Here is a 26,107-nt window from a genome sequence, read left to right on the forward strand (position 1 = left end):
ACAGCGTCGCGGCCATGATCGACGGCAACGCGTTCACTACGCTACCATCGACGGCGATCAGCCCTTGCGCGAATTTCGCCGCTTTGGCGTCGAGTTTTCCGGCTTGAACCTGCTCGGTCAGCAGTCCGATAATGGCTTTCAGCCGTTCCGGATCGAACAGCCGAGCACTTTCGGAAAGCGAGCCAAGCGACGCTTTCTCGTTGCCAAGTTTCTGCTGAACCTTGGTCAGTTCGCTTGCCTGCGAAAGCGCTCGCAGACTAGAAATGCCGGGGTTCAAAACGTAAAGCAGCACCAGCAGACAATACTGATCGAAGTGCAGCGTGCGATTGCCAGCGACATCGCGCTCCGTCCCCTCGTCATGAAGTTCCGCCAACAACGGCCGCAACTTGGCAAAGTACTTCAGGCCTTGCACACGGATCGGTTGCTGGTCGTCGGCGCTAGCAGGCGGGGTCGCCGATTTCCGTTTTTTTGAAGACTTCCGCACGATAAAATGTCACTGCATCCAAGGTTGAAACCAAGCTTCGCCCTGCCAATGTGGCACGGCGAAATGGAATTAATTTGAATGCGCAAATGGCGTGCCGAACGGTATTGCCACGATGGCATTTTTCAACAGGCAGCTAGAAGTCGATGCAAGCCGGGAATTGGCCGACGACGCCAGCGACGGTCACCAACGTCGTCCGCGTACGCTACGATCCAGGCGATCCGCAGCAGTCGTGCCTTTCGTATGGCGTATATCGCTCGATTCAGATTGGCCTCGCCTTTTCTGCGACTTGGCTTGGCTTTTTCGTCGGCTTTACGTTGTTGTGGTGGATGTTCACTTTGCCGGACACGTCGCTGTTGCACAATCTGTCGGTCAACGGATCTCGCGCGGTACGACGGGCAGCGCGTTTGCATTCTGTTTTTCGTCAGCGATAATCGCGGCTTTCCAGTTCTGCGGCGCAAATTTCGCCGACTTCAATCTTCGACGTGGAAATGCCGCCGATGGCCTTTGAACCGATTAACATCTTCTCTCACAAGATCGATCCCCGCGGCGTGTTGGAGGCCCTGCGTCGAAGCGGTCTGCCGATTGACGTTACTGGGCCGGAGGATGATTGGACCGACATCGTCGTCGAAGTGAAAAAGGGAAGCTTTTTCAGCAAGCGGCGCGTGTTGACGTTCGCGCATGATTCGGACTACTACAACGACGCGGGGTGGGACGGGCAGGTCAACGGGATGCAGGGATACTTTTCCCGGTTCGCGGAAGTGCCGCGGATGAACGAAATCATGCGGATGATCGGCAGTTTTCGTTTCGTTCTGGCGGTTCCTCAAGAAGACCTCGACATCTGGAGCGACGACCAGCGGATTCCGCTGCTCCACTCGGTTTGCCAAGAGATCGATGGCGTCATCTTTACGCCGTATGGCCTGATCGACGCCCACGGCCGCACGTTGATTGGGGAAGGAGGCTTGTTTGACGCCGACGCCGTTCTTCCCTCCATTCCGGCTACGGAGCCGACCAGCTTAAATCCAGCGGACGACGGAGACGACGAAGAGTACGAGGATGCTGATCCGCCAACCGCGCAGCGCGTTGCACGGCGAGCGTTGGCTCTGACGGCCGTCGCCGCTCGAGCGACGCTGGAGATGGATGCGCCGCAGTTGGATGAGCCTGAAGAGTTGCGAGCGCGGCTCTTGGAATGGGTAGCGGCGCTCGAGATCGACGACGAGTTTGAACCGGACGAATGGAAAGTGCTACAGCGGCCGGTCGGCAATTTGGAGCCGCAAGATCATCTCAACGCGATGTGGCGAGTCGAAGGTTTGACTGTGCTGGCGTGGGCGCTGGGCCGTTTTGATCTGCCGCCGGATGATGAACTGGTCGTGCCGATGGAACTCTACCAGTCACTCGGCTTTTTAGACGCGGATCTGGGCCGGGCTGTTCTCGCTGCGCCGGAACTTCGGTCTGCCGAGGAATTAGAGGAGATGCAAATCCACTTGATGATGCTGAATTGGCGCGTCCGCGACTTTCGGTTGCGTCCCGAGCCGATGGACTTCGTCGCGTTTTCCAAAGACTGCTGGTTTGGCCAGTTCGACGTCAGCCGCTTCCGGCTTATCGACAACGATCTGGCGATTGGGGACGCCGCGATCGCGGACGCCGAGTCTGAGCGATTCTCCATCGTCCAAAGCCTGGCGCTGGAGCGGCATCTGGCGATTAACTGGCTGATGGGATCTAGCGAAAAGTACTCGGAAACGGATACGTCTACGTAAGTGATCGGGCTCTGGCGGCCAGGCAAATCTTAACCGGCAGGTCGTGCTCAGCGGATTTGCGTGGCCGATGGAATCCGGTAGATTGGTCGAAGGCCCCCTGGCGGTGGTGATGATCCGGCCGCATTTGCGTAGGGGGAACTTCTCCCACACTCTTCAAGCGAAGGCGACCCAGCGATGATTCCTAGGCTGAAGGCGATACTGGTTGGTTTTCTCGCGGCGACGATGGTGATCTCGCCGCAGTTGGCGGTTCACGCCCAAGAGGCAGGGCAGTCAAACACAGGTCCTCAACTGCAGTACATTCCCCAAGACGCGGTTGGCATGGGATTTCTGCGAACCGAGCCTCTGCTCACTTCTGCGTTCGCGCAGAACTATCCGGTTGAAGTGGCGGAAGCGTTTGGGGCGAAGTATCTCGGCTTCAATCCGATGAAGATTTCGTCGATCACGTTTTACGCGGTGGCGCCTTCTCCGGCCGCTCCGGCCCCGCAGGTGGTCGCGGTCGTGAAGGTGTCGGAGAAGATCGACGCCGACGAAGGTTTTCTGGCGGGCATCGGTGAATTCGCCGAGGATTTGACCGACCGCGATCTGGTGAAGGAAGCGTTGCCGGATCTGCAGGGGAAGGCGTTTCGCGTGCCAAGTTTTCCGGTCGACGATTTCGCCGCCCATCTGGTCGATGATCAGACGTTTCTGATCGGAACGATGCTAGGGATCGCCGAGGCCCTCGATCGCGATTTGAAGAAGGAGCATAGCGATCCGGCGAAGCTACTGGCCGCAACGAGCGAAAACGCCGAAGTCGCACTGGTGCTGAACGTCGATCCGGTCCGCGATCCGATCGAAGGCTTTGTCAAATCGCAATCGATCCCGTTTCCGTTTGCCGTCTACAAGCAACTGCCGATCGCCACGAAGTCGATCTCATTGCGTGGTCAGCTGAGCGATAAGGCCGCCTTGACGCTGTCAATTGACGCCGTTGATAAGGAAGGCGTCGAGACGCTGGAGTACCTGGTTGGCTTTACCATGGGGATGGCGCAAGCGGCGCTGGTGGACGAAGCCAAAAGGCAGGCCGAGAGCGAAGATGAAATCGAAGCGGCGATGGGACGCTATCAATTGCGAATGGCGGAATCGCTGCTGAAAACGTTGGAGCCGAAGCGAGATGGAACCTCGCTGAAGATCACGCTAGAGCAGGCCGATGGCGGTTCGGCCGCAATGTCGGTCGCGGTGATCGGCGTGCTGATCGGCCTATTGCTTCCGGCGGTTCAACAGGCCCGAGCGGCGGCGCGGCGTGCGCAGTCGACCAACAACCTGAAACAAATCGCGCTCTCGATGCATGTGTTCCACGATACCTACAAGCATTTTCCTCCCCAGGCGATCACCGACAAAGATGGGAAGAAGCTGCTGTCATGGCGAGTCGCGCTGCTGCCCCTACTTGGCTACAACGAGCTCTACGAGAAGTTTCATCTCGACGAACCGTGGGATAGCGAGCACAACAGCCAGCTGATTGAGGAAATGCCGGACATCTTCATCAATCCGAACAGCACCGCGCCCCATGGTTCTACCAACTATGTGGTTCCGCTTGGCAAAGGGATGGCCTTTGAAGAGCCGGGACCCACGCCGGAAGGTCAAAAGTTTGCGAAAGGAACATCGTTATATTCGATGACCGATGGGACTTCCAACACGCTATTGTGCGTGGAAAACAACTACGACGCCGCGGTGATCTGGACGCAACCGGAGGACCTGGAAGTCGATCTGACCGATGTCTGGAAGGATCTGGGCAAGTCGCAAGTTGGCGGCTTCAACGCGGCCTTCGCCGATGGCAGCGTCCGACTGATCAGCGATCAGACGTCGGCCAAGCGGCTGCAACTGCTGTTGCAGCGGAATGACGGACAGATCATACCGCAAAATTAGGCGCCAAGCGTCGCAGCTTCAGCCAAACGAAAAAGCCCGGCGACTGAGAGCAGACGTCGGGCTTTGCTATTGGCAAAACGCAAAATTCGACTACGCGTATTCGCGTTCCTTGTTCTTGCCCGGCATCGGGACCGAGTAGCGGCCGTTGGCGTCGGGCATGATCGGGGCCGGACCATTCTCGGTCAGCTTGTCGACGTTCGGGGCGAACTCGTGCTCGCAGTTGAGCATTTGTTCGTAGGTGATTTCCTGACCGGTATGGGCCGCCATGCGTCCCATGCTGGTGACCAGGCTCGCTTCGACCCCGCGCGGAACTTCGTTGTACGGCTTGTTGTTGACGATCGCGTCAATGAAGTCGTTCCATTCGAGTTGGTACGGGTTTTCTTCGGGTTGCGGCCAGGCCCAAGTCACTTCGCGACGGTTCTGACGCTGTCCCTGGAAGGTGCGAACCTTGCCAGGGGTGTGACCCGAGGTGCTGACGATCGCCGAACCCTTGCTGCCGTGCACGACGCTCGACATGTCGTTGCGGCAACCCATCATCGTTCGGCCGTCGAAGAAGAGCTTCGAACCGTCGTCGTAGGTGTACTCGACGGCGTAGGCGTCGAAATTCTGATCGATAAAGTTCTCGCGGTAGTGACGTCCGCCCAACGCTTGTGCTTTGACCGGCCAAGCGTTCTTCATCCACGAGGTTTCGTCGATCTGGTGGATGTAGAAATCGCTAAAGCAACCGCCGCTGGCCCACAGGAAGCTGTGGAAGCGTTCGATCTGGAACATCACCTCCGGCTTGTCTTCCGGCTTGGGCGTCGAGAAGGCCGAGGCGACCGGACCATGCATGCGATAGGCCCGCATCGTCACGATATCGCCGATTTCGCCATCTTGGATCCGCTTGTGCAGTTCCTGGCGACCGCGGCAGTGACGGACCATCAGGCCAACCGCCGACTTCAGGTTCTTTTCATCCGCCTTTTCGGCCAGGGCCAGCATCCGCTTGGCGCTAGGACCGTCCGCGATGACCGGCTTCTCCATGAAGACGTTCAGGCCCTTTTCGATCGCGTAGGTGTAGTGAACCCAGCGGAAGGCGAGCGGCGTGGCGAGGATGACGACGTCGCCCGGGTTCAGCGCGTCCATGGCGTTCTTGTAGGCTTCGAAGCCGACGAACTGACGTTCCTTCGGCACGTCGACCTTGTCCTTGTTCGACTGGAACGAACGATCGAGCGATTGGTAGCTGCCGTCCAGGCGATGTTGGAAGACGTCGGCCATCGCAACCAGCTTGGTGCGGCCATCCGGCACGCGCAAGCAGTCGGCGGCGGCGCCCGAGCCGCGTCCGCCACAGCCAACCAGGGCGACTTGGATCGTGTTGATCTCTTTTTCTTCGGCGTGCACGGTGGGGACCGCGAAGGCGGCCAAGGCCGAAGCGGCGCCGGCCGTCTTGATAAAGTTGCGGCGATTCTCGGTCGAATCAGGTCGTTCGCTCATCATCATTCCTGCTGTTTGGAGGAGTGTTGGGGTGAGTGGGGAGTGGGGCTTAGTAAACGTCGCGAGCGCTGTTCCAGTAGAAGTACATTTCTTCGGGAGAAGGAATCTCTACCGGACGCACGATGCGAAAACCAAGTTGCGTCGCATTGGTGTGATACCAGACGCTCTTGGGCAGTTGCGGATCTTGAATCTTCCAGGAAGCGTCGGATCCGCGTCGCGCCGCCGACCGCAAGCGATCGGGGTCGTCATCCCAACCGCCGCCACGCGCGGTGCGTGCGTAGAGCGTGGTTGGTTTGACGTAAGGATTCTTGCCGAGTTCGGCCAGCTTTTTGAAGTAGTCGGGCACGTACTGATCGGCGGTCCATTCCATCACGTTGCCATGCATATCGTGCAGGCCCCAGGGATTAGGCTTCTTCAGACCGACCTTTTGGTACTTCTCGTTGGCGTTGTCATAGAACCAGGCGTATTGCTTCAGCAGTTCGGGATCGTCGCCGAACGAATAGGCGGTGTTGGTGCCCGCACGGCAGGCGTATTCCCACTCGGCCTCGGTCGGCAGACGATAGAAATGGCCCGTCTGGGCGCTGAGCCACTGGCAATACTTGTTGGCGGCGTGCTGCGTCATGCTGATCGCTGGATAGCCGCGTTGTCCCATGCCGAAGCTCATCTCGGTGTAGGGAGGCGTCGGCTGGCTGACCGCGTCAACCATCGTATGCTTGGCGCCGTCGTAGTCAATCCGCCCGCCATCTTTGCGGCGATCGACTTGGGTGATCATGAACGGTTCGTACTCATCCCAGGTCACTTCGTATTTGCCGATCCAGAAAGGATCGACCTCGACCTTGGTCTGCGGACCTTCGTCATCGTGACGTAGTTCTTCGCCGTCGGGGCTGCCCATCAGGAACTCGCCGCCGGGAACGGCGACCATGCGGTAGTCGACCTGGGTGGCGGGAATTTTGTTTTGATAGTCTTTCGGCTCGCCCGCTTCCTTTTCGGCTTGCTCGACGATCTTCTTGTGGATCTTCAGCACCAGCTCAAAGTCGTCGACCGAGACAAACAGGCCCGGCGGTTTTGGTTTGGCGACCAAGGTGCGGCTGGCGGGCCAATCGGCGCCTTCGGCGATCCAAGCGCGAAGCAATTCTGTCTGCGGTTTGGTGAGCGGGCCCCCGGTTCGCAGCGGCGGCATCAACATGTCGTCGGTCCGCTCAAGGATTGCCAGCGTGTAGATGCTGCTGCTATCGGGATCGCCGGGGACCAGACCTTCGCCCGAGCCGCTGTCCATCGTCAGCTCTTTGGTGGTCAGATTGAAATCCGCTTCCGGCTCATCGCCCGAGTGGCACGAGACGCAGTTCATCTCGAGAATGGGCGCGATCTCTTTTTCAAAATCAACTTTGGCGGCAACGGCGGTGACGCTCCAGCAGGCAATCGAGAGATAACTAAGCAACTGGGCGCTTACCTTGAGAGTGCGGATCAAGCGGTTGTTCCTCTAGTGTTTTTAGGTGGGCGGAGCGGTGGGTATTCTGTTCGCCGAGCAAGAGTCAATGTGGAGGGGCTGACTGGGCAATCAGTTAAGATTTTGGGCGAAGAAATCATCACCTGGGGGCTTTCATTCTAGATAGTTAGTCCACCAGTTGCTTGTCTTTTTGGCCACGAAATCGCGGCAACTTTCGGTTTTTCTCGAAATCCGCAAATGATTTTATCTCGGCATTCACAGCCTTTCGCATTCAACGCACCGGTTTAGCGGTGCGACTGTCACGATGGGTGGTCTCGATTCGCAAGAATGCAGGGCGTAGATCGAGTAAGTTTTGATCGTCGAGCGAATGCGAACCTGCCGCTAGCGCGACCTGGAAACGCATTAGGGCAGGGGATCGCCCTTAAGAGTTGTGCCCAGCGGGGCGACTGAAGCTGCGAATGGACCGGCGATCGCAGCGGGCTGCGCAAGGAACCTGTTCCTGGAAGCCTCGAAGAAACGGGCGCCGGCAGGATCCCAGCTTCGCCAAGCCTCCCACTCTTGCAGCGTTTCAGACTCTTGTCTGAGAGGCCTAGGAGGGCTGCGGGCGGCTTGCGGTCTGGGTAAGATGACGGCTTGAAAAAAGGAGATAATCGATGTTCCTGAATCACAGGTCGCTCCATAGAATACCCCCCTTTATGTCATCGACCTCGGTTGCCGATCCGAACGCCATTCTTAGGAAGAATTCGACGTGCTCAAAATTGAAACCAAGCAAGTCGAATCTCCGCAGTTCGAATCGTCGCCCCCTCCCGCTTCGGAGAGGCGTCAGCGGTTGGAAAAGCCGACCGGCGTTTACCCGATTCGCATTTGGTGGGAGTACGTCGGCGTCCTTACGGTAATCCATGTCACGGCGCTTTACGCTTTCTGGCCTTGGCTTTTTAGCTGGGTTGGGGTGGCTTCGATTGTGGTCGGGCATCATCTGTTCGGCATGTTCGGGATCACCGTCGGCTATCACCGCATGTTGACCCATCGCAGTTTTCAATGCCGGAAGTGGCTGGAACATACGTTCGCCGTGTTGGGCGTTTGCTGTTTGCAAGATACGCCTGCCCGCTGGGTCGCAACGCATCGGGTGCACCACCAGCATTCCGACCATCGCGAAGATCCGCATACGCCGCTGGTCAACTTCATGTGGGCCCAGTTTGGCTGGCTGACGCTGAAGGATCACAACTTCGGCAAGATGGCTCACTTGGACCGCTATGCCCGCGACATTGTTCGCGATCCGTTTTACCTTTGGCTAGAACGAGGGCAGAACGGGCTGTTCGTGTTTCTCGCTCACGCGGTGGTGATCTACTTGATTGGCGGCGCGATTGGTTGGTCGTATGGCGGCTGGCCGGAAGCTTGGCGGATGAGCTGGAGTTTGCTTGTGTGGGGCGTCGCCGTGCGGACGGTCGTGGTCTGGCACCTAACCTGGGCCGTCAACTCCATCACGCACATTTGGGGCTATCGGACGTTTGAGACGAATGACGACAGCCGCAACAATTGGCTGATCGGCTATTTCACGCATGGCGAAGGTTGGCACAACAATCACCATGCCTGGCCGACCGCAGCGGCGCATGGACAAAACTGGTGGGAGTTTGATCTCTCCTACCGCGTCATTTGGCTGCTGGAAATGGTCGGCCTGGCCTGGGACGTTTCGCGTCCGGATACCAAACGGAAGCAGAAGCAAAAAGATGAGCAGGCCGCCGCCTAGCTCTTCGATTTCTTCGCGTATGCGGCGACGTCTTTCGCCGCTTTGGTCCGCACGCCTGGCTTGTTCAAAAAGCCGAGGTCCTTCAGCCACGCCAGGTAACTGGCAGGCCAGGTTCCGAACGGAATCCCGTCTCGCTCTTTGATGCCGCCGCCATGGCGGCCGTTGCCGTAGATGTGCATCTCTAAATTGGGGGCGCTCGCCTTCAGCATCGCGGCAAAGTAGTCGGTCGCCCACAAGGCGTGGACGCGATCACCCGATCCAGCCGAAGCGATAAAGCTGGGGGGAACGTCGGCCGGGATCTTCGTCTCCGGCTTCGCCGTAAAAGGGGTTGGTCCCGGATAGATCACGCCAACAAAGTCAGGGCGAGCCGAGACGTCGGCCAGCGGATCGCCCGCGTCCCGATGATCCCGTTCGAACGCTTCGTACGCCACGGCGGTTGGCGCCGACAGTTCGGCCCCGGCCGAGAAGCCCATGATGCCGATCTTGTTGGGATCTAGTTTCCACTCGGCGGCGTGTGCTCGAACAATGCGAATCGCTTGAAAGATCTCGGGCGTATGGACTTCGGCAGGCACGGCCTGCCCTACACTAACTATTCGGCATGATAGCCGCGCCACATCCAGACCAGCGTATCGGCTAGCGTCGCTTCAAAGACGCGGCCGTCGCAATGACGGCTCGCTTTGCTGTAGACGAATCGATAGTCGTAGCCCTTCGCCTTCAAGGCCGCAGCGGTGCGCTGGTTGGCCATCACCCAGTTGTGATAGGTCTCTTCAGGATCGCGTGCACGATTGTCGTTTTCGGCGACGTGGGTAAAGATTCGCAGCGGCTTCTTCTCGCTGGTTTCGATCAGCTTTCTGCCCGAGTGATACTCCCACGCCCCCAGCGGGTACTCCGCTTCTTCCGCCGCGTCATCATCTTGTTGATCGACGAACGTGCCGGAATAGGTAATCAGACGGCGAAACAGATCAGGCCGAAACCAACCTGCCGTCAGCGCCGCAGCCCCGCCAGAGCTGCAGCCCATGATCGCTTTGCCCCACGGATTGTCAGTGAACGCCAGATTCGGATAAGCGGCTTTGATTTGCGGATCGGCCAGAACCGCCGGTAGCACTTCATCGTTGATAAACCGGGCGAACCGGTCCGACATGGTGTCGTACTCCAGGCCGCGTTGGCTCCCCTTGCTATCGTTACCGCCGTTTTCTACCGCGATCACGATGAACGGGGGCAAGCGTCGATCGGGATCGGTCGAAATCGTCAGGTTGTCGAGCGCATTGCGAACCAAGTTCAAACGGCTCGGCCCATCCAGGGTGACCAAGATCGGCGCCTTGGTTCCCTCTTTGTAGGCGGCGGGAATGTAGACCCAGATGCGGCGTTTTTCCCGGACCGGCTTTTTCGGATCGAGCGTCTTATCGTCTCCGCGAAAAATCTTGCTATCGGCGAGCGGCATCGAGAACTCAAACAGCTTCCCTTTCGGGTTGCCCTGGTCGGTCAAATCGGGGTCGATCTGGTAGTCGGGGCCGACGACGAAATCGCCGTTCCCGGCTGAGCCTGGATTCTCTTGATAGGGTTGCTCCGCCGTCACGGCGGAGCCCAGCAGCGACAAGAAGGCGAGCGAGAAGCAAGATAGGACAATGACGCGCAGCGAGCGTGTTTTGGGCATCGGGGACTCTGGCAAGCAGGTGCACGGGGAGGTTGGGGGACGCTCCATTCTAGCATGGCGAGACGCGGGACTCTGCGAACAAATAAAACTAAGGAATTGACCTAAGTGTTGGCGGTCGGTACTAATAGAGTAACGCAAGAAAGTGTCCAAACCCGCGATCGATCCAATCAGGAAGATGCCTGCGATGGTGAAGAAAACGGCGGCGATCGACAACATTTTTCGGGCCTTGGCCGATCCAACGCGTCGCCAAGTGCTAGAGCGGCTGGGGCGCGGCCCGGCTTCGGTCAGTGAGTTGGCCGAGCCATTTTCGATGGCGCTGCCCTCGTTCGTGCAGCACCTGGCGGTGCTAGAGGAATGCGCCCTGGTTCGCTCGAAGAAGCAGGGACGCGTGCGCACCTTTGAGCTTGTTCCGCAGACCCTGCAGACGGCCGAAGATTGGTTAGGGCGACAGCGGCAGCTTTGGCAGCGGCGGTTGGATCAGTTGGATGATTACTTACAAAGCCTGAAGGACAAGCAATCATGAGTCGTGCGTATACCTTGCAGCCCGATCCGCACCTGGACCTGGTTCTAGAGCGAGTCGTTGACGTTCCGCGCGAGCTAGTCTGGACGGCCTGGACGACGCCGGAGCATATTTGCCAATGGTTTTGCCCGCGTCCTTGGACGGTGAGCGATTGCGTGATCGACCTGCGCCCGGGAGGCGTTTTCAGCACGACAATGTGCTCGCCGGAAGGGGAGCAATTTCCGAATGTTGGTTGCTACCTCGAAGTGATCCCCGGCGAACGTCTGATCTGGACCGATATGTTGCTGCCGGGCTTTCGCCCTGCGGATCAAGGTTTCATGACGGGTATCCTGACGCTAGAGTCGACGCCCGAAGGAACCAAATACACCGCCACCGCGCTGCACCGCGACGTCGACGCACGGAAACAGCACGAAGAGATGGGATTCCACGCCGGTTGGAATGCGGCGCTCGATCAACTAGTTGAGCTGGTGAAAAGCTTCTAGACGCGACTCGCGACTAGTTCTTTCCAAGGATCTCTTGCAGCGCCGGAACATAGGCGTCGGCGTATCGCACCATGCCCAGGTCGCTCGGATGCGAGCCATCGGTCGCCGCTTCGCCGTCGTCTCCCAGCAGATCTTCGCCGGGCAGGTAGTAGAGGTTTTTGACCCCGGCGGCCTGCAGGTTTTCGTAGGCCAGTTTGAATGCGGCGCGGCTCGTTTCGTGCCGATCGCGGTGCGCTTTCTTGAAAGGCGAGGAGGTGTTGGATCGGTCCTCGACCAACAGAATGGGCGTATCCGGATGCGACTTGCGTAGCTGCATCACTAGCGGTTCGGTCTTCTCGGCGATCGTCTCATGGCCGACGTTCGGCAGGCAGTCGATCACGAAGACGGCCGGGTCCAGTTCGGTCAGAAATTCTCCCACTTCGGCTTCCAGACGGCCGTTGCCGGAAAAGCCAAGATTGATCACCGGGCAATTCATCCGTCGACCAACGATGCCGCTGATCGACATCCCGGGGCGCGAAGCACAGGCGCCATGCATGATCGACGTGCCGTAGAAGACGATCGGCTTTTCGTCACGCGGCGCGACGGCAGTGAATTTGCTTCCTTCCGGCACGCCGATTTCCAGCTGGTCGACGCCGTTGTAGAGTGGAAGGTACAGCGTGTAGAGTCGCGGCTCGCCGTTGGGACGAGGATCGATTCCGCTGACCAACTCTGCGTTGACCTGTTGCGCACCAGGCCGCGATACGGCCAGCCAACGATCGTGGCCCGCTTCGTCGCGAGCATACAAATCGACGCCGCTCACCCCGGTCGCAGGCATATGCGGCATGTCGAGTCGGTTGCTCATTAGTTTGTAACGAACGTGAATTGTCGTGGCGTCGGTCGTGAAACGGGTCAGCATTCCGGCCGAGTGGCGACTGAGGCTCCAGACGGCGCCGCGAACCTTCTCTTCGGCCCGACTTGGTAAACGATCGTAGTAGCGAACGACGTCGTCCCACCCTTTCCCTTCGACGCCCCAGTCTTGCACGTCATACCAGGCGACGCCATCTTCGACCTGCGGCTGGGGCGCTTCGGCCCAGGCGGATGAAGCGAATGCGGACAACGTGGCGAGAGTGACGAACAGAAACAGCTGGCGGCGTGTGGCAGGTTCAGGCATGGTAGTAGCTCTTGCGGTGTGTTGGGAGAAGCGGAAAGGAAGGCTGTTAGGTAGGATGGTCGCAGGGCTCTATTATGAACGATTCTCGCCCCGTTTCCAACTAAAGAATCGACCCGCGGCCAATTGGACCAAACGACTCGATGAACCTGACCGAAGAGGGAACCATTCTGCAAGTGCGGGCGCCGGGGATCAATTTTTACGTCTTGCGCGACGGTGAAACGCTTTATCTGATTGACGCCGGGTTCATCGGCGGACCGCGGTTGCTGCATCGGGCGCTGGCGCGGCGGCGTTGGAATCGATTCCCGGTTGGCGGCATCCTGATCACGCATGGACATCTCGACCACATTTTGAACGTGCAGCAAATTGCCAAGCGGTATGGAGCATGGATCGTCGCGCCGCGACTTGATGCCGAGCAATATCGCGGCAAGTCGAACTACCCTGGCAAGGCCCGCGTCGCCATGTGGCTGGAGAGAGTTGGGCGCCCGATCCTAGGGTTTCGTCCCTTTAGGCCAGACCGATTATTGGATGACGGCGATCAGATCAACGTTTGGCAAGGTCTCCAAGCGGTCCATTTGCCGGGGCATACCGCAGGGCATATGGGCTATTATTCGCCAGCGCGACGACTGCTGTTCAGCGGCGATCTCTTCGTCAGTTATGGATATCGGGCAAGTTTGCCGCCTGACATCTTCAATACCGCGCCGGAGCAGATTCCGGCGAGCGTCGATGCAGCCCTGGCGTTCGACTTGGAAGGGATTTTTCCCAATCATTGCGACGTTTCGCCGCCTGATGTCCATCTGCAGCGGTTGCGAAAGTTGGCGAACCGATTGGCGAACAAACCGGCGGTCGACTAGTTGTTCGGCTGAGGTTAGTCGCACGGCGTTGCCGGAAGTTCCACCGCGTACTTCTTCAGCAGCTTGGCGTACTGGCCGGTTTGGCAAAGTTCGTGAATGCGATCGTTGAACTCGGCGCACAGCGACTCGTTTGCAAACGCCACTTTGAAATTGGTGACGTCGGGAAAGATCTTAAAAACCTGCATGTCGGTAAGAGAGTGCCCCAGATCTTGGGAAAAGTGGTTGAAGATGTTCTCGTCGATTACGATGACCGCGTCGTCCGACTTCCAGAACTCTTCGACTTGCTGCCGTTGGTCGGCGATTTCTTGATAGTTGGCGCGGTTGGGTCCGCCGGGGCCGAACATCGCTTGAAACTTGTCGCCCAATTCTTGATCCGCTTTTTGCCAGGTCAGCATCGGATGGCCGCCGAGATCGGCGACTTTCTCAATTTTGGCGTCGGCTGTCTTTTTGGCGATCGCGACGTTGGAGAAGCCGATGAAGTCGATCGAGTCGAACTCGCCCCCGTTCGCTTCCCGCACCCCGACGGAAACATCCGCTTTATTGTTGGGAACCGCGGTTTCCAGTTCGCCGTAAGGCAACTGCACGAAGCTCAGTTCGTACTGAGACAGGGCGAGCTGCATTAGCTCAACTTCCAGGCCAGTGGTCGCCCCGTCCAGGACGTACGGCGGAATGTCGGGCGAAATGGCGACGACCAATTCTTTCCGCGCGTCAAATTCTGACGTTGATTGCGGAGAAGGTTGACAACCAACCGTCTGGAAAATGACGACCAGCAGCGGCAGGGCGACGAGGGACTTCATCGAAACGGACTCCGAACAAGCGGCGAGACGTGGGACGCCGCTATTGTACGTTGTTCTGAGCGGAGTTGCGCTTCTGCAGTTAGGCCAAGTGCGTCATCATCTGCTGGCGATGTTTCACGCTCAGGACGATGCCAATATGAATTGCCAGCGCCGTCGCGAGCCCAACGACGTGGGCCAGCATGCCGAGACCATTGCTCTCGCTCAAGATGATCCAGGTGAACCCGCCGATCGGCAGGAACAAGAAGATCGCGGTCCATAGTCCTGGGTTATAGCGGTGCAGGGCCAGCGTCATGGCGACATGGGCGATGCCGTTGAGCAGCATCGTATAAACGGCGATCAAACCCCAGCCAACGTCCAACAGGCCTGCCATCAGCAAAGAGACGAAGTAGACGATCCAGACGCAGCCGACGTTGATCCACATGGTGGCGCGCGGCGTCAGCGCCTCTTGACCACCGGCGACCGTTTCGTTGACGAAGCGGCGAAAACGATCCCCCAGGTGTTCTTCGAGCTGGTGAATCTGATAGACAATCAACTGCAGAAAGACCAGCACCAGGGCGAAGCTCCACACGCCAGCGACCAGCGGCAGCATGCCGATCAAAAACAGCATCGAGACGGCGCCGGCGAACGGCCAGTTGTCATCGAGCCACTGGAGCGGGGAAGGCGTTTTTTCCGGAATCGACATCGACTTCAAGCCTCTGCCAAAGAGTACAAGAACCTCGAGAAATTTTGGAAGTCTAGGTCGTCGCGGCAAACTGTCAAATCGCCACGATTGCACGCCCAACAAACGCCTAAGCCATTGCGAGCGGTACGATCGCCGCTCGACCGCTATAAGACATACCATTTCTCGATTTGCCGCTGCCAGTCGGCGACAAGGGATTTTGTTGTGCCGGTCCGTTCGATTAGACCGGTCGTGGGTTTCGTTCCTCGAATCCGCGTTGATGCCAGTATGGATAGGCGAGCGTGGTTTCGCTCGCTTTGTCGAGCAGCTCCACTTGCTCGGGCGTCAGGTTCCAATCGACCACGTCCAGGTTCTGCTTCAACTGTTCTTCGTTACGGGCGCCAACGATGATCGTCGCCACCGACGGACGCTGCAGCACCCAGTTGAGCGCAATCTGGGCGACCGACTTGCCCGTTTCCGCGGCGATCTGGTCAAGCGCGTCGACAACGTCGTAAACGTGCTTATCCGAGACCGGCGGTCCATTGTCGCGGGCCACTTTGCTTTTTAGGCGGGTCGTTTCCGGAAGTGGTTGGCCGCGACGAATCTTGCCAGTCAAGCGTCCCCAACCGAGCGGACTCCAGACGACGGCGCCCACGTTTTGATCGAGCGCTAGCGGCATCAGTTCCCATTCGTAGTCGCGGCCGACCAAAGAGTAATAGGCTTGGTGAGCGACGTACCGCGATAGGCCGTACTTTTCAGAAATCGCGAGCGATTTCATCAAATGCCAGCCAGAGAAGTTCGAGCAGCCGATGTAGCGGATCTTGCCCGCTTTGACCAAATCGTCGAGCGTCATCAAGGTTTCTTCGATCGGCGTCGTCGCGTCGAAGCCGTGCAGTTGGAACAGGTCGATGTAGTCGGTTCCCAAGCGACGGAGACTCGCTTCGACGGCTCGCGTCAGGTGAAACCGGGACGACCCAACGTCGTTCGGACCGTCACCAATGCGGAAGGTCGCTTTGGTGGAGATCAGCACTTGGTCGCGGCGCCCTTTGACCGCTTGGCCAAGAATCTCTTCGGCGACGCCTTGTGAGTAAACGTCGGCCGAGTCGAACATCGTCAGCCCGGCGTCCAGGCAGACGTCGACTAGACGGGTCGCTTCAGCGACGTCGGTGCTGCCCCACGCCTTAAACATCTCTCCGCCGCCGCCAAAAGTGCCGGTGCCAAGACTGAGGACGGGGACTTTGAAACCGGATCCGCCGAGTTGTCGATATTGCATGCTGAACTGCTTTCTCTGGGGTTGCGTGAAATGGACTACGAAGCCTGAGCCCTGCCGCACAGGCCTGCGACTCGCCCGCCGTCTCCTATTAACGCAATGCCGTCGAGCAAGGCAAGCCGGGGAAGCGTAAGAGAAAATGAGTGGGAAACCGAGTGAATCTTCAAGCCGCTCTTTAGGGGCCCCGGACACGTCACAAGGAGCTTGTTAGTTATAATCGAGGGCGTAGTATCTGAATTTCGCGAACAGAGACGTTTATGCTCGGCCCTGGCCAAACTCCTCATGATCAGCTTGCCGCGGGCGAAAAGTCGACCGCCGCGCCTTTGGGGCTGACCGACTATCTGCTGAAGATCTTGAACGCGCGGGTCTACGATGTGGCGATCGAGTCGCCGCTAGAAAAGGCGACCCGATTGTCGAAGCGGCTCGGCAATGCGGTTTACCTCAAGCGAGAGGACAATCAGCCGTCGTTCAGCTTCAAGCTGCGCGGCGCCTACAACAAAATGGCTCACCTGTCGCCAGAGCAACTGTCGCGCGGCGTCATTTGCGCTTCGGCCGGAAATCACGCCCAGGGGGTCGCGCTAAGCGCTCATCGGCTTGGGAGTCGCGCTTTAATCGTGATGCCGGTCACCACCCCCAAGTTGAAGATCGAAGCGGTCCGCGCCTTCCATGGAGAAGTGACGCTGCATGGCGAAAGCTATACCGACGCTTACAACCACGCCACCGAGATCGCCGCCGAGCAGGGACTGACCTTCGTGCATCCGTTTGACGATCCCGAAGTGATCGCCGGACAGGGGACGATTGCGCTGGAAGTTTTGCAGCAATTGCAGCAACCGATCCACGCCATTTTTTGTGCGATTGGGGGCGGTGGATTGATTTCGGGGGTCGCCGCCTACGTAAAGGCGGTTCAGCCCGAGATCAAGGTGATTGGCGTCCAGGTCGCCGACTCCAACGCGATGGTCCAATCGGTCGCCGCGGGACAGCGAGTGCAGTTGAGCGAAGTTGGACTATTCTCCGACGGCACCGCGGTAAAGCTGGTCGGGGAAGAGACGTTCCGGATTACGCAGGCGCTGGTCGATGAGTTTATCGTCGTCGACAACGATTCGGTATGCGCCGCGATCAAGGATGTGTTTGAGGATACTCGCAGCATCTTGGAGCCTGCGGGCGCACTCAGCGTCGCTGGTCTGAAGAAGTACGTGGCCCAGAAGGGCGCCGTCGACGAAAATCTGGTCGCGGTCACCTGCGGCGCCAACATGAACTTCGATCGACTGCGCTTCGTCGCCGAGCGGGCCGAATTGGGCGAACAGCGTGAAGCCCTGTTCGCCGTCACCATTCCCGAACAGCCAGGCAGCTTCAAGCGGCTGTGCGAGATCTTGGGAACCCGCGGCATTACCGAGTTCAACTACCGCATGGCCGATAACGCTCAGGCCCATGTCTTCGTCGGACTAACGACATCCAGCCGCCAAGATACCGAGGCGACGATCGACAAGCTGAACGAGCATGGTTTTGTCGCGGTTGATTTGACCAACGATGAGCTCTCGAAGATGCATGTCCGCTATATGGTCGGCGGACGGAGCCCGCACGTTACGAACGAGCGACTCTATCGCTTTGATTTTCCCGAACGCCCCGGCGCGCTGATGAAATTCCTATCGCACATGCCGCCCAGTTGGAACATCAGCCTGTTTCACTATCGCAGCCAAGGTGGCGACGTCGGGCGGATCCTGGCCGGGATTCAAGTTCCCGAGAGCGAGTTGCCAGGCGTCGATGAGTTTCTGAGCGGTTTGGCCTATCCCTGCGTCGACGAGACCGAGAACCCGGCGTATCGGTTGTTCTTGCAGTAGAGCGGTAACAGCCTAACCCAGTTGGTAGGTTGGGAGCCGCGAAGAGCTATGCTCTAGGCCTGGCGAGGTTGGAAAATGCCACGATGGCATTTTTCAACAGGCAGTTAGCGTCTGTCAGCCAGCTAAAACATTCGGATCAACAACCGGATGCCGACAAAGCAGAGGGCCAACGCCAGCATCTTGACGATCAGCGAGCCTTTCAGCTTGGTCGAGACGGCGGCGCCGATTGGGGCGCCCATCATCACGCCGACCGCCAGATACATGGTGGTCGAGAGCTCGCCTTGAAACTCGCCCATGCAGACATGCGTGATCGTTGCGGTCAACGCGATGAACGTCAGTACGAAGTGCGAGGTGGCGGTGGCGAAATGGGGCGGCATGTGCAGCGCACGAATCAGGAACGGCACATGAATGATGCCGCCGCCAATCCCCAGCAAGCTGGAGACCACGCCGATGTAGGCGCTGCCGAGCGAACCGATCAACATCCGCGGACCGCTGATTGGCTGGTTGTTGTCGTCGTCCAGCTTCGCCGAGCCGAGCGGATTAGAAAATAGCCACCCGCCGATCAGCACCAACAGCGTGCCAAAGATCGGATCGAACAACTGCCGCGGCATCGTGCGGACGAGCATCGTGCCGAGGATGGCGCCGGGAATGCCTGCGACGGTGAAGATGGTTCCGGCGCGATAGTCGATGCGGCCCATTCGCATGTAGGCGACGGTGCCGGAATAGGCGTTGAAGAAAACGACCGCCAGAGAGATCGCCGTGATTTTGGCGGGCGACTCATCCGGCATCATCATCAGCAAGATCGGCACCAGGACCGATCCGCCACCGGCGCCCACCAAGGTTCCGTAGGCGCCAACCAGAAACCCGATTGGTGCGTACCGGAGAAAATCTTGCATCTCAGGCGAGAGCATCAACGCGCCCCTTTAGATCTGAAAGTCGAACGGAGGTCCTGGCGGCCGCTCCGAGTCGCGGGCGTCGGTCTTGCTGGGGGGCGTTGGCGGCCAAAGCCACTCGAAAACGACGTGAGTACCCCATCCCCATGCAAGCGGAATAATCACGCTGGCGGCGATCAACAGGGGAGTGCTCAAACCGGTTTTCTCCGTGGCTCAAGGGGGCGACTCTCCGATTGTACGGATCTGGCCAGTGTCGCCAACCGCGGACGTATGGTTTGGGCGAAGGGGAAATTTCTCCCCGATTGCGGCTATTCGCGGCTCGTTTGTCGGTTCTGGCGAAGAGATCGCGGGATTCCGCGGGAGGGAAGCGATTTTTCCCCTATTCAAATCGAGCCAGAAGGTTACAATTCCACACTTGAACCAAGCCGGGAGATTGATTCCCGTCGGTTCAATAGAGTTGAGCACGCACCGGCGCTCGAAAGAGGCGTCGGTTGATCTACTTCAATCTTTTGGCCCGGCTTCTTCGGAATTGCCTGGCGTTCAAGATCTCAGACTGGCATTAATCGCTTCCTTTCATTCGGCCGCTCGCCTTTAGGCTTGCGAATCTGCAATGACAGGCCGAATGAACGCGACCAGCTCGCGGCCGATCTGCAAGTAGCGGATCTTTGCGTCTCTCGACAGGCGACTCATGCACGCGCCGATTCCTTACCGGGATCAAAATGCGTCTTGAAGGTCGCCAGACGCCGCTGGAGCGAACCCTTGTAAGGTCCTCGATGATCGCGGACTGCGCTCATGGCGGTCGGATTGCACTTAAACAGGTTAGGATTGAATTGAGTATTTCGAGTTTCCGTGAATTGCAGCTGAGCGAATCGATCCAAGAAGCGCTGGCCGCCGAAAACTACCACACCCCGACCCCGATCCAAGGTCAGGCGATTCCGCACCTGCTGGAAGGGAGCGACCTGATCGGTTGTGCCCAGACCGGTACCGGCAAGACCGCCGCGTTCGCGTTGCCGATCTTGAATCAGCTAGAGCAAGGTCGCCGTCGCGCTGACCCATGTGCGCCCCGGGTCTTGGTCTTGTCGCCGACCCGCGAACTGGCGACCCAGATCGCCGAGAGCTTCAAGACGTATGGTCGTAACATCAAGTTCCGGCTGACCACCATCTTTGGCGGCGTCGGCCAAAACCCGCAGGTCCGAGCTTTGAAACGCGGCGTGCACATCGCGATCGCCACGCCGGGCCGCCTGATCGACTTGATGGATCAAGGCTACGTCGATCTAAGCCAAACGACGACCTTCGTCCTGGACGAAGCCGATCGGATGCTCGACATGGGCTTTTTGCCCGCGCTGAAGACGATCATTTCGGAGCTGCCGGAAAAGCGTCAGACCGTTTTCTTCACCGCGACCATGCCGCCCAAGGTCGCCCAGTTGGCTGGCGGCCTGTTGCAAAACCCGATTCGCGTCGAGGTCGCTCCCGAGTCGACCACCGCCGAACGCGTTGAGCAACGCGTGCTGTACGTCAACCAAAACGATAAGCGGGCGTTGCTCGAACATTCGCTGCAAGGCGAAGGGGTCGGCCGTACGCTCGTCTTTACCAAAACCAAGCATGGCGCCGATCGATTGGCCAAAGACTTGAACGCCTCTGGGATTCGCAGCGATGCGATCCATGGCAACAAGACGCAGAATAAGCGTAATCGTGCACTGGAAAGCTTCCGTAAGGGGCGCACCCAGGTGTTGGTCGCCACGGACGTCGCCGCTCGCGGTATCGATGTCGATGGCGTCACCCACGTCGTTAACTACGATCTGCCGATCGATCCCGAAAGCTACGTCCACCGCATTGGCCGTACGGGCCGCGCTGGTCGCGAAGGGATCGCGTTGTCGTTCTGCGATCATGGCGAAATCGGCGCCTTGCGTGCCATTGAACGCCTGATTCGGATGTCGATCGTCGTGGACGCCGAACACCCGTTCCATTTTGAACCCCGTTCGCGTGGACCGCGCAGCGGCGGTGGCGGACCGCGTCGCAAGTATGGCAAGCCGTACGGACGTTCGGGCGGCGGCAACCGAAGCCAAAGCGGCGGCTCGGGCGGCAGCAAGTATGGCGGCGATCGCCAGAGCGGCGGCGAATCATCGGGCGAACGTCCGAAGTCGTACGGCCAGGGTGGTCGCGGCGGCTCGAAACGCCCAGGCGGAAAACGCCCCTTCGGCGGGAAGCCAAAACGCCGAACCGGCGGCGAACGCTAAGACGCACAGGCCGAAAGCAGGGTAACTTGCTTTCGGCTTTTTTAGTTCTTGATGAAGAAGTCTTCGAGAGTTGTGGGCTTGGCTCGACGATCTCGGTGACGACGGTTAGCCTGGGCTGTGACGGTAGACGCTTCGCATTTTGGGGCCCTGCCAGTCGCGTCCACGGAAAACCTTAATGAGTCAAGACAGCATGATTCGAGCGGCGACAGTAGCAGGTTGGGTTTGGCTGGGAATGTTCGGCGTCGCGCTTGCGCAGCAAACCGCGTCTTGGCAGTTGCGAGATCACTTGCCGATCGAGCAGTTCACGCTGCAGGCCCATCGGGGCGCCGGCGAACTGTCGGAAGAAAATACGCTGGAAGCGTTTGAACTTGGCTGGAGCCTGAATTGCATCCCAGAAGCGGATGTGCGGACGACCAAAGATGGCGTCATCGTAGCGTTCCACGACGCCAACTTTGCCCGGGTGGCAAAAGACGTCACGCCGGAACTGGCCAAGCAGGGCGTGAAAGACCTGACGCTGGACCAACTGCGTCAGTTGGATGTCGGATCGTGGAAGGGGAGCGATTTTGAGAATCGCCAAACGCCGACGTTGGCCGAGGTTTTCGCCTTGATGCGGAAAGATCGTTCGCGGCGACTCTATCTCGACTGGAAAGACGCCGACCTGCCGCAGTTGGCCGCGCTGGTCAAGAAGGAGGATGTTGAAAGTCAGGTGATCTTTGCGTCGACCCTTTATCCGAAACTGCAGGAGTGGATGCGGCTCTCGCCACATTCGCAAACGCTACTTTGGATGCGCGGCGATGACGCCAAATTGGAGAAGCGGTTTGACGAGCTTCGCGCAACCGACTTTGCCGACGTGACCCAACTGCAGATCCATGTGCACCTGACCAAGCCAGCCGACCAGGTGAAGCGAACCGATATCAATCCGTTTAAAGAGACCGATGCGTTTCTGATCGCTCGCGGCGAAGAGTTGCGCAAACGCGGGATCTTGTATCAGACGCTTCCTTATGGCGGAGCGAGCGAGGTGATCTATTTGAAGCTGCTTGATCTCGGCTTCATGTCGTTCGCGACCGATCATCCGCACATCACGTGGAACGCCGTTAACGAGCACTACGCCGAGTAGTCAGATGTAGGGCAGGCCGTGCTTGCCGATGGAGACCGGTTTGATCTTGGCAGGCACGGCCTGCCCTACTTGGCGAACGCGGCGGCGCCCAAGCGTTTGATGTAATTCGTCACATCAACCGGCCAGGTTGCCGACATCTCCTCGAACCGGGCAAGGTCCCCCGCGAACAACGCCCGGTTCGCTTCTTCAAATCCAACCAGGTCGCCCGCCATATCGGCCATGAAATGATAGGCGGCTTCTTGCGAGCGACGCACCCGATCGGCAGGTCCGCTGACGCGTTTCGCTTCTTCGACTAATCGCCGCAACGCCGCCGACGCGCCGCCTGGCTGTGTGTCGAGCCACTGCCAATGGCGGGGGAGCAACTTCACTTCCCGGACTACCGCTTTTCGTTGCGGGCGCTTGGCGGCGTGAATCGCGTCGTCTTGAGCCCAGCGGTCGGCCGAGTCCAGTCGATCCAGAATCTCTTCGAGGCTGCCATAGAAATCGAAGTCGACCAACGTTCCTGTAGCGTCCTCGTAAACCAGGACCTCTAAATCGTTGTCCGCCTGCATCGCCTGCCAGACGGCCGGGGCGACTGTCGCCAGTTCTCCCGATCCGATTTGGCGAGTGCCAGCAAAGGCGGTGCATTGCGTTGGCGCTGTGGTCGCCATTGTCGTCTCCCCTAAGTGTTGCCGTCTCGGAAGTTTATCGAGATAGGGAGCGACGGCAAGTCGGGGTTACGGTGGGAGAGTTCGTGTTGGCTTAGCAGTCCGTTGATTTTCTCGACGGACTGCGTGATCGCATGGATGCGATCCCAAAATAGCGACGTAAGTCGTTATATTGCGAGCCGCGAAGAGCTACGCTCTGAGCCTGGCGAGGTTGGAAAATGCCACGATGGCATTTTTCAACAGGCAGTTAGAATTCGACCTGGTATTTCTGCGTCATGTGACGACGGATATCGGCGGTCGCAGCGTCGAGTTGTTGTATCACGGAATTGGCGGAGCTGGCGCCACGAATCTGTTCCTGCGAGCGGACGATCGCTCGTTGACGGCCTGTCTCGTTCGGGTTGTTTTCGTAGGACCAACCATACCAGCCATACGACTGAACGTTGACCTGATTGGGAACTTGCTGTTGACGAAGTCGCGATGCGGCGGCGGCGTCGGTGACGTTAACCTGACCGGTACGCAGCGCCGTCGAAACTAGTCGTCCATAGTCAAGCATGTCGGCGTCGACATGCAGCATTGGCAAGCGATCAATCTTGCGAGCGTACTTACCGAACCAAACGCTGATCTGGCCCAACGTCTGCCGTCCCTTTTTGTCGTTTCGCAAATCTTCCAGCAGCGATTCAACCGAATGGAAGTAGCTTTGCGTCGCCGCGATAACGACTTGACGTTCAGCTTCTTCATCTCCCATTTGCTCTTCGTCGGCATGGGCGGCGTAGAGTCCGGGAGGCATATCTAGCAAGCTTAGAATTCGCCGCAGCCCACTATGCGACAACGGACCGGTTAATTGAATGCGTTTGCCCTGCAGCGAAACGTCCCATTGATCAAGGTCTTCCAGAACCAGACCGTTATTGCTCAGCGATTTGAGAATTAGCGGTTTGGCGGCGTCTCCCAGGGCCGTGACGTCTTGCTCAAAGTCAACTTTGACGGCGCCGGTCATCGTTCGGTCGACCGTTACGCCCAGCGTCATGCCGCGGATCGAGGCGATCGCACGGCTCAAAGAATCGAGATCGCCGTTAAGCTTCTCCGCGACTGCCGAACTGGCCAAGCGCGATTTGACGACCGATGGCGCGATGGCGCCTCTCAGGTCGATCGCCAAAATGATCGGTGAACTAGTTTCCGCATACGATTGAGCCTCTTTCAGGTATGGGGAAAGGCCGCCGAGAGCATTGGCGTCATAGCGGGCGAGCCAACGATCGACATCTTGGCGATTCGCAGGCATCCCCATCGCAACAAACCGCTTACCAAACTGAACGACGTAGACGTCGCCAGGCAGTACGGCGACGTCTCGTTCGGCCAAGCGGTCGAGCGTGCCGTTGAAGTTGACCGCCAATTTCGGAAGCGAAGGTTCGTGCGACGTTTCCAGCAAGCCAATTTGCCACTCAGGAGTCATCCCCTGGATCTGCATTTTTGCGCCGCCCAAGAAATGAGTGGCCGAGGGGGGGACGATTTCGAGTCCCGCGTCGAATAGTTTCTCACGCTGCTCGGCCCACTTCTCCTGCTTGGCTAAGGGCGTATCTTGCAGCTTGGCGAAGTCGATCATTAGCACCGTATTGGCGCCGTCTGGCAATTTGCGAACCAGGTCTTGGAATTGACCGTGCGATGTTTGCGTCAACAAAACGAGGACGAAGAGACAAAAGGTCGAGATGAATTGACGCGAAAACATCAGGCGGATTCCTCTTTAGCGTTGCTGTTGGCTCGACAAGGGTTTCCCTCCAACGAGGGTTGGCTGGGCCAGTCGAAGCTTTAAGTAGAAACTGTCATTTTGAAGGTTTAATGAAGAATTTCCCGCCGATCCACGAAACTTTCGCTGTCTACTGGAGTTCGGTTAGGAGAGTTGGCAATGATTGAACGTCTAACAAACGGGAGCGGCTACAATGATGGGCAAAGTGATGAGTGTGGCATCGCTGGTCTTCGCGATTATGGTTTCGACATCGGTATGGGCGCAGCCGCCGAGACAAGTCGCTGCTGGAAAGGACATGAAAAAGGATTTAATCTACGCCACAATTGGGGATCGCCCGCTGAAACTCGATCTCTACCTGCCCCAGGAGGCGAAGAAGCCGTTGCCGCTGGTGATTTGGGTGCACGGCGGCGGCTGGATGAGCGGAACCAAGGATGGCTGTCCAGCGCGGCGACTGATCGCGGATGGCTTCGCGGTGGCCAGCATCGAATATCGCCTGAGCGGCGAAGCGATTTTCCCCGCCCAGATCGAAGACTGCAAAGCGGCGGTTCGGTGGTTGCGAGCCAATGCCGACAAGTATGGACTCGATCCCAATAAGTTCGGCGTTTGGGGCAGTTCGGCCGGTGGACATCTGGTCGCGCTGTTGGGAACGACCAGCGATACCGAACATTTCGATGTGGGGGATCATCTCGACGTTTCGAGCCGCGTGCAGGCGGTTTGCGATTACTACGGCCCGACTGACATGCTGAAGATGGACGAAGGAAAACCGGCCACGGCGCGGCGACGTCATGACGGGCCCGATTCGCCTGAATCGAAGCTGATTGGCGGTCCGATTCTGGAGAACAAGGACAAGGTCGCTAGGGCGAATCCCATTACCTACATCAGTCCGAAGACCCCTCCCTTTTTGATCGTGCATGGTGACGCCGACCCGACGGTCGCCCATCTTCAAAGCGTGCTGCTGTACGACGCTTTGAAGAAGGAGAACTTGCCGGTCCATTTTCATACCATCGAAGGGGCTGGCCACGGGAAGGGATTTGGCGGCGCCGACGTGACCGAAATGGTCGACCAGTTTTTCGCCGCGACGCTCAAAAGCGAAGCGCCGATTGAGAACAAGCAAATGACGTCGAAGAGCAAAGCGAGCGAGCCGCGCGGCGCCGCTCGTTCTGCTCAGGGACGCCGACCGCAGATGAGCTACGAGCAAGTCATGGCCCGGGCTGACCGGAACAAGGATGGCAAAGTCACGAAGGAAGAGTTCGATGGCCCTCCCCGCTTGTTTCCGGTCTTGGACCGTAATGAGGATGGTGAATTAACGCGTGATGACTTCCGCTAATGTCCGGTTGGGGCGAGTTTTTCAACAATTTTGACGACTCGCGAAACTTTCTACTGTTTAATTAGTTGAATTGGATGTTGCCGGGCGACGCCGAAACGCCAGGCTCGCACCCACTTTTCCAAGGACT

23 protein-coding genes and 1 pseudogene are annotated in these 26,107 nt (G+C 58.4%); 11 read left to right on the forward strand and 13 right to left on the reverse strand.

Annotated features, from left to right (window positions below):
* Nucleotides 1-153: 153 nt before the first annotated feature.
* A pseudogene (locus Enr8_RS26685) lies at nucleotides 154-418 on the reverse strand (IS4 family transposase); the annotation flags it as partial.
* Nucleotides 419-627: 209 nt separating this feature from the next.
* Between Enr8_RS26685 and Enr8_RS24230 the strand changes: the two are divergent.
* The 3 genes from Enr8_RS24230 (at nucleotide 628) to Enr8_RS24240 (ending at nucleotide 4,137) form a co-directional block, all read left to right on the forward strand.
* Nucleotides 628-915: a hypothetical protein gene (locus tag Enr8_RS24230; protein WP_146436768.1), complete on the forward strand. Its 288-nt coding sequence runs from the start codon at nucleotides 628-630 to the stop codon at nucleotides 913-915.
* 66 nt (nucleotides 916-981) lie between these two features.
* The gene (locus Enr8_RS24235; protein ID WP_186767859.1) at nucleotides 982-2,238 is read left to right on the forward strand and encodes a DUF4272 domain-containing protein; all 1,257 of its coding nucleotides are present in this window, start codon (nucleotides 982-984) and stop codon (nucleotides 2,236-2,238) included.
* Nucleotides 2,239-2,412: 174 nt separating this feature from the next.
* On the forward strand, nucleotides 2,413-4,137 hold the full coding sequence (locus tag Enr8_RS24240) for a DUF1559 family PulG-like putative transporter (protein ID WP_146436772.1): 1,725 nt from the start codon (nucleotides 2,413-2,415) through the stop codon (nucleotides 4,135-4,137).
* Between the two features lie 90 nt (nucleotides 4,138-4,227).
* On the opposite strand, the gene Enr8_RS24245 is transcribed toward Enr8_RS24240, so the two are convergent.
* On the reverse strand, nucleotides 4,228-5,607 hold the full coding sequence (locus Enr8_RS24245; protein WP_146436774.1) for a Gfo/Idh/MocA family protein: 1,380 nt from the start codon (nucleotides 5,605-5,607) through the stop codon (nucleotides 4,228-4,230).
* Between the two features lie 49 nt (nucleotides 5,608-5,656).
* Entirely contained in the window at nucleotides 5,657-7,075 is a 1,419-nt protein-coding gene (locus tag Enr8_RS24250; protein ID WP_246120246.1) for an SUMF1/EgtB/PvdO family nonheme iron enzyme, read from the reverse strand.
* A gap of 727 nt (nucleotides 7,076-7,802) precedes the next feature.
* Here Enr8_RS24250 and Enr8_RS24255 point away from each other — a divergent pair.
* Complete coding sequence (locus Enr8_RS24255; RefSeq protein WP_246120247.1) at nucleotides 7,803-8,801, forward strand: acyl-CoA desaturase; 999 nt, start codon at nucleotides 7,803-7,805, stop codon at nucleotides 8,799-8,801.
* Here the strand turns inward: Enr8_RS24255 and Enr8_RS24260 are convergent.
* Nucleotides 8,798-9,373: an alpha/beta hydrolase gene (locus Enr8_RS24260; RefSeq protein WP_246120248.1), complete on the reverse strand. Its 576-nt coding sequence runs from the start codon at nucleotides 9,371-9,373 to the stop codon at nucleotides 8,798-8,800. The genes Enr8_RS24255 and Enr8_RS24260 overlap by 4 nt on opposite strands.
* A gap of 17 nt (nucleotides 9,374-9,390) precedes the next feature.
* Entirely contained in the window at nucleotides 9,391-10,455 is a 1,065-nt protein-coding gene (locus Enr8_RS24265; protein WP_146436776.1) for an alpha/beta hydrolase, read from the reverse strand.
* A gap of 184 nt (nucleotides 10,456-10,639) precedes the next feature.
* On the opposite strand from Enr8_RS24265, the gene Enr8_RS24270 reads away from it, so the two are divergent.
* Together Enr8_RS24270 and Enr8_RS24275 are read left to right on the forward strand one after the other, a co-directional pair.
* Nucleotides 10,640-10,978, forward strand: coding sequence for an ArsR/SmtB family transcription factor (locus tag Enr8_RS24270; RefSeq protein WP_222434942.1), 339 nt, complete (start codon nucleotides 10,640-10,642; stop codon nucleotides 10,976-10,978).
* Nucleotides 10,975-11,457: an SRPBCC family protein gene (locus Enr8_RS24275; protein WP_146436778.1), complete on the forward strand. Its 483-nt coding sequence runs from the start codon at nucleotides 10,975-10,977 to the stop codon at nucleotides 11,455-11,457. Before Enr8_RS24270 ends, Enr8_RS24275 begins: the two co-directional genes overlap by 4 nt.
* Nucleotides 11,458-11,470: 13 nt before the next feature.
* Here the strand turns inward: Enr8_RS24275 and Enr8_RS24280 are convergent, their stop codons facing one another.
* Nucleotides 11,471-12,607, reverse strand: coding sequence for an SGNH/GDSL hydrolase family protein (locus tag Enr8_RS24280; RefSeq protein WP_146436780.1), 1,137 nt, complete (start codon nucleotides 12,605-12,607; stop codon nucleotides 11,471-11,473).
* A gap of 140 nt (nucleotides 12,608-12,747) precedes the next feature.
* On the opposite strand from Enr8_RS24280, the gene Enr8_RS24285 reads away from it, so the two are divergent.
* A complete protein-coding gene (locus tag Enr8_RS24285) occupies nucleotides 12,748-13,458 on the forward strand; it encodes an MBL fold metallo-hydrolase (protein WP_146436782.1) in 711 nt (236 codons plus the stop codon).
* A gap of 14 nt (nucleotides 13,459-13,472) precedes the next feature.
* On the opposite strand, the gene Enr8_RS24290 is transcribed toward Enr8_RS24285, so the two are convergent.
* The 3 genes from Enr8_RS24290 to Enr8_RS24300 all read right to left on the reverse strand — a co-directional run bounded on the left by Enr8_RS24290 (nucleotide 13,473) and on the right by Enr8_RS24300 (nucleotide 16,186).
* Nucleotides 13,473-14,255, reverse strand: a complete 783-nt coding sequence (locus Enr8_RS24290; RefSeq protein ID WP_146436784.1) for a substrate-binding periplasmic protein — start codon at nucleotides 14,253-14,255, stop codon at nucleotides 13,473-13,475.
* A 79-nt stretch (nucleotides 14,256-14,334) separates the two neighbouring features.
* Nucleotides 14,335-14,937 carry an HXXEE domain-containing protein gene (locus Enr8_RS24295; RefSeq protein WP_186767860.1) on the reverse strand — a complete coding sequence of 201 codons (603 nt, stop codon included), beginning with the start codon at nucleotides 14,935-14,937 and terminating at the stop codon, nucleotides 14,335-14,337.
* A 217-nt stretch (nucleotides 14,938-15,154) separates the two neighbouring features.
* Nucleotides 15,155-16,186, reverse strand: coding sequence for an aldo/keto reductase (locus tag Enr8_RS24300; RefSeq protein WP_146436788.1), 1,032 nt, complete (start codon nucleotides 16,184-16,186; stop codon nucleotides 15,155-15,157).
* Nucleotides 16,187-16,440: 254 nt separating this feature from the next.
* Between Enr8_RS24300 and ilvA the strand changes: the two genes are divergently transcribed.
* The gene (ilvA, locus tag Enr8_RS24305; protein WP_146436790.1) at nucleotides 16,441-18,021 is read left to right on the forward strand and encodes a threonine ammonia-lyase, biosynthetic; all 1,581 of its coding nucleotides are present in this window, start codon (nucleotides 16,441-16,443) and stop codon (nucleotides 18,019-18,021) included.
* 122 nt (nucleotides 18,022-18,143) lie between these two features.
* Here ilvA and Enr8_RS24310 read toward each other — a convergent pair whose 3' ends face one another.
* A complete protein-coding gene (locus Enr8_RS24310; RefSeq protein WP_246120249.1) occupies nucleotides 18,144-18,917 on the reverse strand; it encodes a sulfite exporter TauE/SafE family protein in 774 nt (257 codons plus the stop codon).
* Between the two features lie 27 nt (nucleotides 18,918-18,944).
* Nucleotides 18,945-19,109, reverse strand: a complete 165-nt coding sequence (locus Enr8_RS25640; protein WP_186767862.1) for a hypothetical protein — start codon at nucleotides 19,107-19,109, stop codon at nucleotides 18,945-18,947.
* A 635-nt stretch (nucleotides 19,110-19,744) separates the two neighbouring features.
* Between Enr8_RS25640 and Enr8_RS24315 the strand changes: the two genes are divergently transcribed.
* Together Enr8_RS24315 and Enr8_RS24320 are read left to right on the forward strand one after the other, a co-directional pair.
* Nucleotides 19,745-21,151 carry a DEAD/DEAH box helicase gene (locus Enr8_RS24315; RefSeq protein ID WP_246120250.1) on the forward strand — a complete coding sequence of 469 codons (1,407 nt, stop codon included), beginning with the start codon at nucleotides 19,745-19,747 and terminating at the stop codon, nucleotides 21,149-21,151.
* A gap of 175 nt (nucleotides 21,152-21,326) precedes the next feature.
* Nucleotides 21,327-22,268: a glycerophosphodiester phosphodiesterase gene (locus Enr8_RS24320; RefSeq protein WP_146436794.1), complete on the forward strand. Its 942-nt coding sequence runs from the start codon at nucleotides 21,327-21,329 to the stop codon at nucleotides 22,266-22,268.
* A 65-nt stretch (nucleotides 22,269-22,333) separates the two neighbouring features.
* On the opposite strand, the gene Enr8_RS24325 is transcribed toward Enr8_RS24320, so the two are convergent.
* The gene (locus Enr8_RS24325) at nucleotides 22,334-22,918 is read right to left on the reverse strand and encodes a DUF2239 family protein (protein WP_146436796.1); all 585 of its coding nucleotides are present in this window, start codon (nucleotides 22,916-22,918) and stop codon (nucleotides 22,334-22,336) included.
* Between the two features lie 244 nt (nucleotides 22,919-23,162).
* Nucleotides 23,163-24,635, reverse strand: a complete 1,473-nt coding sequence (locus Enr8_RS24330) for a hypothetical protein (protein ID WP_146436798.1) — start codon at nucleotides 24,633-24,635, stop codon at nucleotides 23,163-23,165.
* 313 nt (nucleotides 24,636-24,948) lie between these two features.
* Here Enr8_RS24330 and Enr8_RS24335 point away from each other — a divergent pair, with 313 nt between their 5' ends.
* A complete protein-coding gene (locus tag Enr8_RS24335) occupies nucleotides 24,949-25,980 on the forward strand; it encodes an alpha/beta hydrolase (protein ID WP_246120251.1) in 1,032 nt (343 codons plus the stop codon).
* Nucleotides 25,981-26,107 lie beyond the last annotated feature (127 nt).

Source organism: Blastopirellula retiformator (genome assembly GCF_007859755.1).
GTDB classification, from domain to species: domain Bacteria; phylum Planctomycetota; class Planctomycetia; order Pirellulales; family Pirellulaceae; genus Blastopirellula; species Blastopirellula retiformator.

Excerpts from the sequence above, each read along its gene's own strand:
- ilvA (WP_146436790.1), top strand. The coding sequence starts at position 16,441 with ATGCTCGGCCCTGGCCAAACTCCTCATGATCAGCTTGCCGCGGGCGAA.
- Enr8_RS24270 (WP_222434942.1), top strand. The coding sequence starts at position 10,640 with ATGGTGAAGAAAACGGCGGCGATCGACAACATTTTTCGGGCCTTGGCC.
- Enr8_RS24325 (WP_146436796.1), bottom strand. The coding sequence starts at position 22,918 with ATGGCGACCACAGCGCCAACGCAATGCACCGCCTTTGCTGGCACTCGC.
- Enr8_RS24300 (WP_146436788.1), bottom strand. The coding sequence starts at position 16,186 with ATGCAATATCGACAACTCGGCGGATCCGGTTTCAAAGTCCCCGTCCTC.
- Enr8_RS24230 (WP_146436768.1), top strand. The coding sequence starts at position 628 with ATGCAAGCCGGGAATTGGCCGACGACGCCAGCGACGGTCACCAACGTC.
- Enr8_RS24330 (WP_146436798.1), bottom strand. The coding sequence starts at position 24,635 with ATGTTTTCGCGTCAATTCATCTCGACCTTTTGTCTCTTCGTCCTCGTT.
- Enr8_RS24320 (WP_146436794.1), top strand. The coding sequence starts at position 21,327 with ATGAGTCAAGACAGCATGATTCGAGCGGCGACAGTAGCAGGTTGGGTT.
- Enr8_RS24245 (WP_146436774.1), bottom strand. The coding sequence starts at position 5,607 with ATGAGCGAACGACCTGATTCGACCGAGAATCGCCGCAACTTTATCAAG.
- Enr8_RS24265 (WP_146436776.1), bottom strand. The coding sequence starts at position 10,455 with ATGCCCAAAACACGCTCGCTGCGCGTCATTGTCCTATCTTGCTTCTCG.
- Enr8_RS24310 (WP_246120249.1), bottom strand. The coding sequence starts at position 18,917 with ATGCAAGATTTTCTCCGGTACGCACCAATCGGGTTTCTGGTTGGCGCC.
- Enr8_RS24295 (WP_186767860.1), bottom strand. The coding sequence starts at position 14,937 with ATGTCGATTCCGGAAAAAACGCCTTCCCCGCTCCAGTGGCTCGATGAC.
- Enr8_RS24285 (WP_146436782.1), top strand. The coding sequence starts at position 12,748 with ATGAACCTGACCGAAGAGGGAACCATTCTGCAAGTGCGGGCGCCGGGG.
- Enr8_RS24335 (WP_246120251.1), top strand. The coding sequence starts at position 24,949 with ATGAAAAAGGATTTAATCTACGCCACAATTGGGGATCGCCCGCTGAAA.
- Enr8_RS24290 (WP_146436784.1), bottom strand. The coding sequence starts at position 14,255 with ATGAAGTCCCTCGTCGCCCTGCCGCTGCTGGTCGTCATTTTCCAGACG.
- Enr8_RS24280 (WP_146436780.1), bottom strand. The coding sequence starts at position 12,607 with ATGCCTGAACCTGCCACACGCCGCCAGCTGTTTCTGTTCGTCACTCTC.
- Enr8_RS24240 (WP_146436772.1), top strand. The coding sequence starts at position 2,413 with ATGATTCCTAGGCTGAAGGCGATACTGGTTGGTTTTCTCGCGGCGACG.
- Enr8_RS24275 (WP_146436778.1), top strand. The coding sequence starts at position 10,975 with ATGAGTCGTGCGTATACCTTGCAGCCCGATCCGCACCTGGACCTGGTT.
- Enr8_RS24235 (WP_186767859.1), top strand. The coding sequence starts at position 982 with ATGGCCTTTGAACCGATTAACATCTTCTCTCACAAGATCGATCCCCGC.